This is a genomic window from Arthrobacter alpinus, assembly GCF_001445575.1.
Taxonomy (GTDB): Bacteria; Actinomycetota; Actinomycetes; order Actinomycetales; family Micrococcaceae; genus Specibacter; species Specibacter alpinus_C.
Window position 1 is genome coordinate 3,086,156 of sequence record NZ_CP013200.1, and the last position, 12,803, is coordinate 3,098,958.

Consider the following 12,803-nt stretch of genomic DNA (forward strand, 5'->3'; position numbering starts at 1 on the left):
CAACGTCTAACAATATCGCGTCCGCGGCGCTTCGCGAGGACACTTTTGACGAAAAATGCCGCCGTTTCTGGTTTTCGCTAGGGTACAAACCCTAGCGAAAACCAGAAACGGCGGCATTTCTCACTTACAACTTGCTCCACAGTGATGAACCCCACGCGCCGGATCGCTCCGGACACGTTGGTCCCAAGCCCGATCTAACCGAACACAGTGGTCCCACGTGCTGGATCTGAACGAACTCGTTGGGCCCACGCGACCGAGGGGCCCCAACTCAAGACGCGCCAGCGGCTTAAGTTGGGGAGGTCGTGGTTGGGCCCACGCCCGCCAGGTTCCCAAAAATCGCGTCAGCGATTTCTGGGCCGGCGGGTGGGGACTAGTTCCCTGCGGAGATCTGGCGCAGGACGTACTGAAGGATGCCACCGTTGCGGTAGTAGTCTGCTTCACCGGGAGTGTCGATGCGCAGAACGGCATCGAAGCTTACGGTGGTTCCGTCTTCTGCAACTGCGGTGACCTTGAGCGTCTTGGGCGTGGTGCCGTTGTTCAGCTCGGTGACGCCTTCGACGGAGAACGTCTCGGTGCCGGTCAGACCCAGTGATTCGGCATTGGCGCCGGCCGGGTACTGCAGGGGCAGGACGCCCATGCCGATGAGGTTGGAGCGGTGGATGCGCTCGTAGCTCTCGGCGACAACTGCCTTCACACCCAGCAATGCGGTGCCCTTGGCAGCCCAGTCACGTGATGAGCCGGAGCCGTATTCCTTACCAGCCAGAACTACCAGCGGGGTGCCGGCAGCCTGGTAGTTGACGGATGCATCGTAGATGTACGCCTGCGGTCCGCCAGCCTGGGTGAAGTCGCGGGTGAAGCCACCTTCAACGTTGTCCAGGATCTGGTTGCGGATACGGATGTTCGCGAAGGTTCCGCGAATCATGACCTCGTGGTTTCCACGGCGTGAGCCGTAGGAGTTGAAGTCCTTGCGCTCCACACCGTTAGCCAACAGGTACTGTCCGGCCGGGGTTTCCGACTTGAAGGAACCTGCAGGGCTGATGTGGTCGGTGGTGACCGAATCGCCAAGCTTGAGCAAGACGCGTGCGCCGGCGATGTCCTGAACCGGGTCAGCTTCTGCCTTCATGCCCTCGAAGTACGGGGGCTTACGCACGTAGGTGGACTTGGGATCCCACTCGAAGACGTTGCCTTCAGGAGTTTCCAGAGCCTTCCAGCGATCGTCGCCATCGAAGATGGTGGCGTAGGAGTTGGTGAACATCTCGCGGTCAATCGAGGCGTCCATGACTTCCTGGACCTCAACCGGGTTCGGCCAAATGTCAGCAAGGAAAACATCGTTGCCATCGGCATCCTGGCCAAGTGCATCGGTGTCGAAGTCGAAGTCCATGGAACCGGCCAGGGCGTAGGCGATGACCAGCGGCGGTGAGGCCAGGTAGTTCATCTTGACGTCCGGGTTGATGCGGCCTTCGAAGTTACGGTTACCGGAGAGCACGGCCGTGACGGACAGATCGTTTTCAGCAATGGCTGCTGAAACCTCCGTGTCCAACGGGCCGGAGTTACCGATGCAGGTAGCGCAGCCGTAACCAACAGTGTAGAAGCCCAGCTTTTCCAGGAACGGAACAAGCCCTGACTTCTCGTAGTAGTCGGTGACAACCTTGGAGCCCGGAGCCACGGAGGTCTTGACCCACGGCTTGGACAACAGACCCTTGTTGACGGCGTTGCGAGCCAAAACGGCTGCAGCGAGCATCACTGACGGGTTGGAGGTGTTGGTGCAAGAGGTGATCGAGGCGATTGAGACTGCACCGTGATCCAGCTCGAACTCAACGCCTGATTCATTCTTGACGTGGATCGGGGCTGACTGGCGGCCGCTGGCTCCGTTTGCAGCAGAAACGAGCGTGCGCTCGGTATCGTGCTGGTGCGTGTCCGGGTGCGTGAACGACGGGGCGTCGGAGGCCGGGAAGGATTCTTCCAAGGACTCGTCAACCGTGTTGCCTTCAGCGCGTGCGTCAGCGGCAACGTAGTTGTTCAGATCGGAACGGAACTGGGCCTTGGAGTTGCTCAGTTCAATGCGGTCCTGCGGGCGCTTCGGGCCTGAGATGGAGGGAACCACCGTGGACAGGTCCAGCTCGAGGTACTCGGAGAACTTGATCTCTACCGAAGGATCGTGCCAGAGGCCCTGCTCCTTGGCGTAGGCCTCAACCAGTGCCAGCTGCTCTTCCGAGCGGCCGGTCAGACGCAAGTAGTCAACCGTGACGGAGTCGATCGGGAACATGGCAGCCGTGGAGCCGAACTCCGGGCTCATGTTTCCGATGGTGGCGCGGTTAGCCAACGGAACTCCGGCAACACCTTCACCGTAGAACTCCACGAACTTACCGACGACGCCGTGCTTACGCAGCTGCTCGGTGATGGTCAAAACCACATCGGTTGCGGTTGCGCCGGCCGGGATGGACCCGGTCAGCTTGAAGCCAACAACGCGCGGAATCAACATGGAAACCGGCTGGCCCAACATGGCTGCTTCAGCTTCGATGCCGCCAACGCCCCAACCCAACACGCCCAGGCCGTTGACCATGGTGGTGTGGGAGTCGGTGCCAACCAGGGTGTCCGGGTAGGCGCGCAATACGCCGTCGACCTCGCGGGTCATGACGGTGCGGGCCAAGTACTCAATGTTGACCTGGTGCACAATGCCCATGCCCGGGGGAACAACCTTGAAGTCTTCAAAGGCGGTCTGGCCCCAGCGCAGGAACTGGTAACGCTCGCCGTTGCGCTGGTACTCAATGTCCATGTTGCGCTCGACGGCGTCGGAGTTTCCAAACACGTCAATCTGCACGGAGTGGTCAATGACCATTTCGGCAGGAGCCAAGGGGTTCACTCGGGTGGGGTCGCCACCGAGTTCCTTGACGGCTTCACGCATGGTGGCCAGGTCAACGATGCAAGGAACTCCAGTGAAGTCCTGCATGATGACACGGGCCGGGGTGAACTGAATTTCGGTGTCGGGCTCCGAGTTCGGATCCCAACCTGCCAACGCACGTACGTGATCGGCTGTGATGTTCGCACCATCTTCGGTGCGCAACAGGTTCTCTAGCAAAACCTTGAGGCTGAACGGAAGGCTCTTGGCGCCTTCTACCGAGTTCAGTCGGAAAATCTCGTAATCGGTTCCGGCTACATTAAGTACGCCTTTGGAACCGAAACTGTCCACATTAGTCATCGATGGACTCCTCTCGCCACTACTTTTATCTTTGTCAAGCACGGGACCGCACGCCAGTTAGGCACGCCTTACTCACGCTCAGAAACTGCTCCGCGCTTCTTCAAGAAACGGTAGAGGAGCTCAATTGCCACGCACCCTGCTGCAGTTACCGCAATAGTAGCCGCTAACAGTCCCCCGCTGGGTAGATCGAGGGCAAAGAACTTCCGGACAAACGGCACTGCCATGACAAGAACCAAGCCAAGGACCATGGCAGCGACCAACAGGGCCCGCCACTTGTCAAAAGGCCGGGCCAACGTACCCAAGACCCAGAGTGCCACCAACAAAACGGTCATGGTGGCAGCCGTCTGCGCCTCACGGATCAGCAGCTCACCACTCAAAGATGGGTTCGGGAAAGCTCGGGCAAACGCGTACACAGCCATGATGCAGCCCGCCACAATAGTTCCAGACGGGATGGCGAACATGAGTGTTCGGCGAAGGAATCCAGGCTGGTATCTGCGCGCATTCGGCAGCAACGCAAGGAAGAAGGCCGGGATGCCAATTGTCATGGAGCTCACAATGGAGAGCTGGCGTGGCAGGAACGGGTAGCGCCACATCAGAACGCCAATGACCACTGAAATGATGATGGCGTACGTGGTTTTCGTCAGGAACAAGTTGGCCACCCGCTCCACGTTGGCGATCACCCGACGCCCTTCAGCCACCACCGACGGCAGGTGGGAGAACTGTCCGTCGAGCAGCACCAGTCGCGACACAGCCTTGGTCGCAGCCGCGCCGCTGCCCATGGCGATGCCAATGTCGGCATGCTTGAGAGCCAGCGCGTCATTGACGCCGTCACCGGTCATGGCCACCACGTGATCGCGGCTCTGCAAGGCCAGCACAATGGCCTTTTTCTGCTCCGGAGTGACCCGGCCCAGGACGCTTTCTCGCTCCAGAACATCGGCCATCGCCTCAAGGTCATCTGGCAGTTCCCGAGCGTCATATCCGTCTCCGTCGAAGATAAAACCGACATCGCGGGCCACGGCGGCCACTGTCCGGGGGTTGTCACCGGAGATGATTTTCAGTTCCACGCCCTGTTCGCGGAAGTACTCCAAGGTGGCACCGGCGTCCGGGCGGACCCGTTCCCGGAACACCAACAGGGCCACGGGCGCCAGGCCCGCCAAGCTAAATTCTTCCTCCGCTGCAAGAGTGCCTGTTGCCAGAGTGTCCGGCTCTGCTATGCCTGAGGATGGGCTGCCCACCTGCTCCTTCACGTTGCGGTGAGCGAGGATCACGGCTCGCAGGCCCTTGCCAGCGGCGTCGTGAGAGGCCGCCAACGCTTCGGGGTGAGTCCCGGCGCCAAGCACTACTTCCGGGGCACCCAGCACCCAGTCCCCGGCCGCAGGTCCGTGCCCAAAAGAGACGGCACTGTACTTGCGCGCACTACTGAAGTGCACTTCCTCAACTGGCAGCTCAACTGTGGCGTCATGGTAGCAAGAGGTGAGAGCGGCGGCTGTGGCATTGGCATTGGGATGGGCACCTTGCCAGGCCAGCACCGATTCCCACCCTGGAACAGACTCAAAGACGGTGGTGTCCGCCAGTTCCATGCGGCCTTCGGTCAGTGTTCCGGTCTTGTCCAGGCAAACCATGTCCACCCGAGCCAGGCCTTCAACAGCCGGTAGCTCCTGCACCAGAACCTGTTTGCGGGCAAGTGTTACGGCTGCCATGCCGAAGGAGATGCTGGTCAGCAGCACTAGCCCTTCGGGAATCATCGCGACAATGCTTGCCACGGCGCTGATCACCGCAATGCGCCACTCGCCCGAGGCGATGGCCGCGGACCAGCCTCCGTGCGCACTCATCTGGCCGTTGATGACCAATAAAATAATGGGGATCAGCGCCCACGCAATGTACACGATGATGCGGTTGATCGAGTTACGGATCTCGGAGTTCACCAGCGAGAAACGCCGCGCCTCGGCGGTGAGCCCGGACGCGTAGGATTCTGCACCCACAGCGTGAACCCGAGCACTGCCGTAACCCGCCACCACAGCCGAACCGGACAGTGCCGCGTCACCGGGATCCTTGCTGACGGGATCGGACTCCCCCGTCAATAGCGACTCGTCAATTTCCAACGCCTCAGAGGTTAACAGCGTGGCGTCGGCGGGAACTTGATCGCCGGTGCGTAGCAGCAAGACGTCGTCATGAACCACCTCGGCCACGGCAATTTCTGATTCCACCCCGTCCCGCAGCACCCGGGCTCGCGGTGCGTGAAGCACCGCGAGCTTGTCGAGGGTGCGCTTGGCCCGGTATTCCTGCACCACGCCAATGGCGGCGTTAGCCACCACGATGAACCCAAAGAGCGCGTCGCGCGGGTCACCCACCAAGAGCACCAAGACCAGGCAGCTGCCCAGCACCGTGTTGAACAAGGTGAAGACGTTAGCCCGCACAATGGCCCAAATGCTGCGGCTGCTTTCGTGCGCCACCGCATTACTCAGTTCCGCCACGCGGCGTTCGTGAACCTGTCCGGCGGTCAGCCCGGTCTGTTCCAGAGCGGCGGCGCCCACCGGGGCCAGCCCCGCCCGAGCAGTAGCCATGGCGGCACGGCGGTGTTCCTCACGCCGCTCGGCCAAGAGAGTGCTCTTAGGCTTGTTACGCGTGAGATCTCGCCGGGGCGGCCGTACCTTCGGTGCGCTCTGGTTCACGGAACGCCCTAGTCGGTGGTGCTGGCTTTTGCCGTTGCGGGGACCAGGAGCGCCACTGTTTCCACGTGGTGCGTGTGCGGGTAAAGATCGAAGGCGCGCAGCTTCTCGATCTTCCATCCGGCATTGGCGAAGTACTTGACATCGCGGGCAAAGGCTGCCGGATCGCAGGAAACGTAGGCAATGGCCTTGGGTGCTGTGGCAACCAAGGCCCGGACAACAGCCTTGCCGGCACCTGCGCGCGGCGGATCAAGCACGACGGCGTCAAAGTGGCGCCGCTGTCCGGCCTCAGTGTGTGATGCTCGGGATTGGGTACCGAGGATCTTCTCCACGCGGCCCTGCAGGATTTCCACCTGCTCGCTGGCGTGCAAGTTCTTGCGGGCATCCCGGCTGGTGCCCGGGGAGCCTTCCACGGAGAGGACGCTGCCATCGGAACCTACAGCGTCAGCCAGCGGGGCGGTAAACAGGCCAGCGCCTGCGTAAAGGTCTGCCACATCGGCGCCGTCGTTCAAGTAGCCACCCTGCAACAGGTAACCCAGTGCTGCGTCGGTCAAGACCTTGGGGGCCATGCGGTGAATCTGCCAGAAGCCGTCACCGGTGACACGGAACTCGTGGTCATCAGTGGTTTCCTTGACCCAGCCACGGCCGCTGACTGCTTCAATGGCACTATTTTCCGGGTTCCAGCGGGCAACCGAGGGAGGGGTGGGAAGCGCTGCCAGGAAGCGGGCGATGCGCTTGACGGCACTGCCGGCAGCCTTGTCGCTGAGTCCATGAACCGGTGCCAGGAGCACCAGAACGCCGGAGCCATTGGCGGGTGCGGCAACCTCAACACGATCAATGCCGGTGAAGTCCAAGTCCCACAGGCGCAGCTCGTCAACAGCCGGAATTGCCAGGGGCATTTCCTGGATGGGAAGAATGGTGTGCGAGCGGTGTGCGTGCATGCCCAATTTGCCGGACGGGGTCACGGCGAAACCAACGCGTGTGCGCCAGCCCAAGCCGGCCTGCTGATCGGGCGTGCCCTTGGCATCAACGTCTTCAACGCCAACGCTAAACAAGGCGTCCACGGAGTCGCTGGAAAGGCCGCCCAAGCGTTCGAGCTGTTCACGCACCACTGCGGTCTTCAGCTCCAGCTGGCCCTTGCGGGAGATGTGACCGAACTCGGCGCCACCGATGGGCGAACCGTGGCGGGCGGCGGCGCGTAAGGCGTCGGCTTCCGGCCAAAAGTGCTCCACGCGTTCGGGTGAGGCTTCCACAACGCGAGTGACATCCGCGCGCCAAAACTTGGCGTCGTCGTCGTTCTCAGTCAGGGCGATCTCCACCGTCTCGCCGGGAATGGCGTGGCGCACAAAGATGACGCGACCCTCATGCCGGGCAACGCAATGGCCGCCATGGGCCACTGGACCTACGGTAACGGTGAGGCGGGTGGTACTGGTGGGCTCGCTCATAAGCTCTATTCCTGATATTTCTTTGCGTCGGTGGAGGACTTCAGCTGCCACGGCACGCTGGCAACCACTACTCCTGGTTCAAAATGCAACCGCGTCTTAATGCGCAGGGCCGTCTGGTTGTGAACCAGCTGCTCCCACCATTTGCCCACCACGTATTCCGGGATGTATACCACTATCAAGTCACGCGGAGAATCCTGGCGCATGGCCTTAATGTGGTCGATCAGCGGCGTCAACGTTTCCCGATAAGGACTCGCCAACACAGTCAACGGTACCGGGATGGACAGCCGCTCCCAATCCGCGATGGTCTGCTCAGTCTCCACCGGATCCAAATCGACGGTGATTGCCTCCAGTGTGGAAGGCCTTGATGCGCGGGCAAAGGCGATCGCCCGCATGACCGGCTTACGCACGTGAGAGACCAAGATCACCGCGTGAATCCGGGCTGGCAGGGCCTTGACCGCCGAATCCGTCTCCACGGCCAGCTCCTTGGCAACATTGTCATAGTGTTCGCGGATGCTCCACATGATCACGAACAGCACGGCCATCGCCAAGAGCGCAATCCAGGCGCCCTGTTCGAATTTCGTTACCAGCACAATGAGCAGCACGGTCAGCGTCATGAAGAAACCGATCGTATTGATCACCCGCGAACGTTTGATACGGAACCGGATGGACTTGTCTTTGACCGTGAGCAGCTCGCGGCCCCAATGGCGCATCATGCCCAGCTGGCTGGCGGTAAAGGAGATGAACACGCCCACAATGTAGAGCTGAATAAGGCGGGTGACATCGGCATTGAAGGCCACAATCAGCACAATGGCGCCCACGGCCAGCAACAGCACGCCGTTGCTGAAGGCGAGCCTGTCGCCACGGGTGCGCAGCTGGCGGGGAAGGTAGCCGTCCTTAGCCAGGATGGAGGCCAGCACGGGGAAACCGTTGAAGGCTGTGTTGGAGGCAAACACCAAGATGGCGCCCGTGGCGGCCACGATGATGAAAAACGCGATGGAACCCGAACCGAAAATAGTCGCGGCGATCTGACTGATGGACGGATTCTGCACGTAATCAGTGGGCGGGGCCACACCGTTCAACAGGAATTCCGTGTGCGGATCGGCCACAATGTGAACGCCGGTGGCGTTGGCCAGGAACAAGATGCTGGCCATCATGCCAGCGGCGATGGCGCCCAGCAGCAGCAGGGTGGTGGCCGCGTTTTTGCTCTTGGGCTTGCGGAAATTAGGCACACCATTGCTGATGGCCTCCACTCCTGTCAGTGCCGCGGCGCCGGAGGAGAACGCGCGCAACAGCAAGAAGGCACCGGCGAGTCCCACCAGGCCCTGGTTGAAGGCGGCCTCGGGCACAATCTCAAACTGGGCCGATTGCGCCTTTCCCAGCGTCCCCGTTGCGGCCTGAAAGATCCCGGCGGCAGTCATGGCGAAGATGCAAAACATGAAAATGTACGTGGGAACCGCGAACACCGAGCCCGCCTCCCGGATGCCGCGCAGGTTCACGAGCGCCAAAATAATGACACCTACGACGGCGATCACGGCCTGGGTGCCGTGCCAGCCAGGTATCGCTGTGGCAATGTAATGCGCCGCCGATGACATGGACACCGCCACCGTGAGGACGTAGTCCACCAAGAGCGCAGAGCCCACCGTGAGCCCGGCACGCTTACCCAGGTTGACCGTGGCGATCTCATAGTCGCCACCGCCGGAGGGGTAGGCGTGCACGTTCTGGCGGTAGGAGGCCACAACTGTCAGCAGCACCACCATGACGGCCAGACCCACCCAGGGTGAGAGTGACACCGCAGCCACTCCGGCGAGTGCCAGCGTGAGCAGAATTTCATCCGGGGCGTACGCCACCGAGGACAGCGCGTCGGAGGCAAAAACGGGCAGCGCGATGCGCTTGGGCAACAGCGTGTGGGACAGCTTGTCATTGCGGAACGGGCGACCCACAAGGACCCGCTTGAACGCGTTGAAGAAATTCAGCACGCGGGTAACGCTAGCACCACTAGGGGGCACCCGCCCGGTGCCCGGCCGCAGGATGCTCCCATGACACACTGCATGACACACTGGAGACACACTGGAGGAACGCGCCCACGCGTGTGCCGGTGAGGTCTCAACTTGACCATTTGGCCCCACGGGGCGTGAAATTGGTATCCGCACGGCTTAGAAAACACGGCTTAAAAAAGCCGTGGACACAAGCAGCACCGGGGACGTTGCCTTCGGAGCTGCCACTACAGGGAGCGTCAATGGCACATTTTGTGATCATGGGTTGCGGCCGGGTGGGCGCCACCTTGGCCCATGCTTTGGAGGACTCGGGCCACTCCGTGGCCATCATCGACCAGGACGAGCGGGCTTTTCGTCGCCTGCGCACAGGGTTCGGCGGCCGCAAGATCACCGGTGTTGGCTTTGACCAGGACACCCTGAAACAAGCCGACATTGAAAACGCCTATGCTTTTGCCGCGGTCTCCAGCGGTGACAACTCCAACATCCTGGCCACCCGAGTAGCCAGGGAAACCTTCCATGTGGAACACGTGGTGGCCCGGATCTACGATCCCGGCCGAGCCGAGATCTACCAGCGCCTAGGTATCCCCACGGTGGCTGCCGTGCGGTGGAGCGCCGATCAGGTGCTGCGGCGAATTCTGCCCGAGACCGCCATCAAGGGCGATTTCCGGGAACCCTCCGGGCGGCTGTTCCTCTGTGAACTGGCCCTGCATCCGGAGTGGATTGGCCACCACATTGTGGACATTGAACAGGCCACCGAGATACGGGTGGCCTACTTGACTCGTTTTGGCGAGGGCATCCTGCCCGGACCTGACACCAGCTACCAACAGGGCGACACCGTCCACGCCATGGTGGTCAGCACCCGCTCAGCCGATGTGGCACGCATCTTGGCAGCAGCCCCCTTGAAGGAGAACTAATCATGCTGGTAGTCATTGTCGGGGCTGGCAGCGTTGGCTGCTCCATTGCCAAGGAACTGCTCTCCAACGGCCATGATGTGCTCTTGATCGACCCCAAACCGGAGGTCATTGGCAAGAGCGGCCTGCGCGGCGCCCGCTGGTTGGTGGGTGACGCCTGCGAAATTACCACTCTGCGTGAGGCCAAACTCGAAGAAGCTGACGTGGTGGTTTCGGCCACAGGGGACGACAAGGTCAACTTGGTGGTGTCACTGCTGGCCAAGTCCGAGTTTGGTGTGGGCCGCACCGTGGGCCGAGTCAACAACCCCAAAAACGATTGGATGTTTGACGACTCCTGGGGCGTTGACGTTGCTGTAAACACGCCCAGGCTCATGACGGCGCTTGTGGAAGAGGCCGTGGAAATTGGTGACCTGGTGCGTTTGCTGACCCTGCAGACAGGTGTGGCATCGCTGGTGGAGTTCACGGTTCCGGGCGATTCGAACGTGATTGGCTCAACGGTGGGCGCCATTTTGTGGCCGCACGATTCCACGTTGGTGGCGATCCTGCGCGACGAGGCTCCCATCACCCCGAGCCCGGATGACGTAGTGGAGGCCGGCGATGAGCTGTTCTTCATCACCACTATTGCCGCAGAGGATGAGCTCAGGACCCTGCTGCGAAGCTAGCGGTCTGCGTCGGCGGTACCCTCTGCCACCGGTCGGCTGACTAGCCAGGCGATCCACAGCCCAAACGCGTACAGCGGGACGCCCATGATCAGGCGCATGGCACCGAGCGCGTCCACCTGCCCGGCGAAGTACAGCGGCAGCTGGACCGCCAGCCGGGCAGCCATGACGCCGACCAAAATCCAGGTTGCAACACGATAGGCCCGGAGCCGCTCAGGCATCTCCCGCCAGCGCACACCCTCATTGCGGGCATAGCCAAACAGCAGGCCAAGGACCGGCCAGCGCACAGCAATCGAGACCACCATGGCGGCAATATAGGCGGCATTGGTATAGAAACCCACGGTGTAGAAGTTCTCGGCCTTGCCGGTTTTCATCGCCAAAAACGCTGAAAGTGCGACGCCGGCAATCCCCGCCAGCGCCTGCGTCAGGGGGGTACGTTGGATCAGCCGCGCGACGAGGAATACGGCGGCCACAGCCACAGATCCCACCAGGGCTATGGTCAGGTCCCGGGTTAGTGTGAAAGCCACCAAGAAGACCAGGCCGGGCAAAACACTCTCGGCGATGCCTCGGATGCCACCAGCTGCAGCTAGCAGGTCAATATGTCCGTTGTCCTTGCGGGCCAACGGTTTCTTGGCTGCCATTTCCTGCGCGATCTGCGCAAAACCGCCACCGGGCTTACGCTCCGACTGATCTGGCTGAGCTGACTGATCTGGCTGGTTATGTGGGTCCGAGGCATTTTCTTCGGGGTTCTGCTGACTCAACTAGCTCTCCTGGATTCCAATGATCTCGTAACGGGGGTTGTACATGGTGGGCAGTCCCTCGAGCATGGACACCATTCCTTCAACACGCAGCCGGACGCCAGCAGTTATGCCGGGTACCCGCCGTCGTCCCAGCCACACCAGACGCAGGCGGTGGTTGCCGCCGTCGCGATCGGTGCGTTCGGATTCCCTGTCGCTCAAAATGGCCGTGTAGGTGGGCGCAACGGTGGCAGGGCGGATGGTGATGGCGTCAATGACGCCGACGCACACGGCCCGCCCGCGCGGCGGCAACTCAACAATGGGAGTTGCCTCCGGCCAGGCACCTAATTCAACGGGAGGCAACGCTAGCCGATCGTGGTGATTTCCGGGCCGCGCTCCAAGGGTGAACCACCCTGAGCGGGACCCATATCCGGACCGGCAGCAGCCTGCGCGGCTGTTACAGCGTCCTTGGGCAGACGCAGCAAGAGCAGATCGCGGGGCGGCAACGGCACTTCGCCACGGATAACCACCACACCACGGAACAAGTCTTCCAAGGCCAGAGCGGCTTCACCATCAACGGCTGCGGCACCACCCAGGACGCCTCGGAGGAACCAACGGGGACCGTCAACACCAATGAAGCGTGCAACCCGGAAGCCCTTGCTGCCGTCGTCGCTCTGCGCCGGAACCTTGGCCAGGACTTCCTTGCCGAAGGTGCCGTCAAGAATCTCGATTTCGCCACCTTGGGAACCTACGGAGAGACCAATCTGCTCGCGAATATCGCGCCACAGCGGCTCCGAGCGAGAGGCTGCAAAGGCCTGCAGCTGCAGGCTGGAACCGTTCAGGTCCAAGGTGACGGCAATGACGCGCTGAGTGTTTTCTTCAACCTCAAGACGCAGTGAAAGGCCCTCTTGGGGGGTGACCATCAGGGCACCGAGATCGACGTAGCCGTCGGTGTTCTCAATCTCGCTGATATCAAGGGGGCCGTGGACTGCTCGCTCGTAAGCGGTATCGGCCGGATCCGGCGGCAGGTTCAGCAGGGCTGTTGGGGCCTGCGTGGCATCCTGCGCCTCGTCTGCAGTTTCTGCAGTTGCCGCAGCGCTATTTGCCGCGGGCTCGTCAGAGCTGTTCTTGTTTTTCTTACCGAACCCAAAAGCCATGGGAATTAAGACTCCTTGTAAATGATGGACAC

The 12,803-nt window shown here is 61.5% G+C and carries 9 protein-coding genes; 2 read left to right on the plus strand and 7 right to left on the minus strand.

Annotated features, from left to right (window positions below; translation table 11 throughout):
* Positions 1-370 precede the first annotated feature (370 nt).
* From AS189_RS13825 to AS189_RS13840, 4 genes are all read right to left on the minus strand, one after another.
* Positions 371-3,199 carry an aconitate hydratase gene (locus AS189_RS13825; RefSeq protein WP_062290068.1) on the minus strand — a complete coding sequence of 943 codons (2,829 nt, stop codon included), beginning with the start codon at positions 3,197-3,199 and terminating at the stop codon, positions 371-373.
* A gap of 68 nt (positions 3,200-3,267) precedes the next feature.
* A complete protein-coding gene (locus AS189_RS13830) occupies positions 3,268-5,799 on the minus strand; it encodes an HAD-IC family P-type ATPase (protein ID WP_237759859.1) in 2,532 nt (843 codons plus the stop codon).
* Between the two features lie 80 nt (positions 5,800-5,879).
* Positions 5,880-7,313 (minus strand): class I SAM-dependent RNA methyltransferase, encoded by a 1,434-nt coding sequence (locus tag AS189_RS13835; protein ID WP_062290070.1) that lies wholly within the window; start codon positions 7,311-7,313, stop codon positions 5,880-5,882.
* A 5-nt stretch (positions 7,314-7,318) separates the two neighbouring features.
* Entirely contained in the window at positions 7,319-9,289 is a 1,971-nt protein-coding gene (locus AS189_RS13840) for an APC family permease (RefSeq protein ID WP_062290073.1), read from the minus strand.
* A 260-nt stretch (positions 9,290-9,549) separates the two neighbouring features.
* Between AS189_RS13840 and AS189_RS13845 the strand changes: the two genes are divergently transcribed.
* Together AS189_RS13845 and AS189_RS13850 are read left to right on the plus strand one after the other, a co-directional pair.
* Positions 9,550-10,221, plus strand: coding sequence for a potassium channel family protein (locus AS189_RS13845; protein WP_062290076.1), 672 nt, complete (start codon positions 9,550-9,552; stop codon positions 10,219-10,221).
* A 2-nt stretch (positions 10,222-10,223) separates the two neighbouring features.
* The gene (locus AS189_RS13850; protein WP_062290079.1) at positions 10,224-10,880 is read left to right on the plus strand and encodes a potassium channel family protein; all 657 of its coding nucleotides are present in this window, start codon (positions 10,224-10,226) and stop codon (positions 10,878-10,880) included.
* Here the strand turns inward: AS189_RS13850 and AS189_RS13855 are convergent.
* From AS189_RS13855 to AS189_RS13865, 3 genes are read right to left on the minus strand one after another with little or no spacing between them, the layout of a single operon-like run.
* Positions 10,877-11,638, minus strand: coding sequence for a DUF3159 domain-containing protein (locus tag AS189_RS13855; protein ID WP_062290081.1), 762 nt, complete (start codon positions 11,636-11,638; stop codon positions 10,877-10,879). The two genes, AS189_RS13850 and AS189_RS13855, sit on opposite strands and share 4 nt — an antisense overlap.
* Positions 11,639-11,977, minus strand: coding sequence for a hypothetical protein (locus AS189_RS13860; protein ID WP_237759860.1), 339 nt, complete (start codon positions 11,975-11,977; stop codon positions 11,639-11,641).
* Positions 11,978-11,979: 2 nt separating this feature from the next.
* The gene (locus AS189_RS13865) at positions 11,980-12,771 is read right to left on the minus strand and encodes a DUF3710 domain-containing protein (protein ID WP_062290084.1); all 792 of its coding nucleotides are present in this window, start codon (positions 12,769-12,771) and stop codon (positions 11,980-11,982) included.
* Positions 12,772-12,803 lie beyond the last annotated feature (32 nt).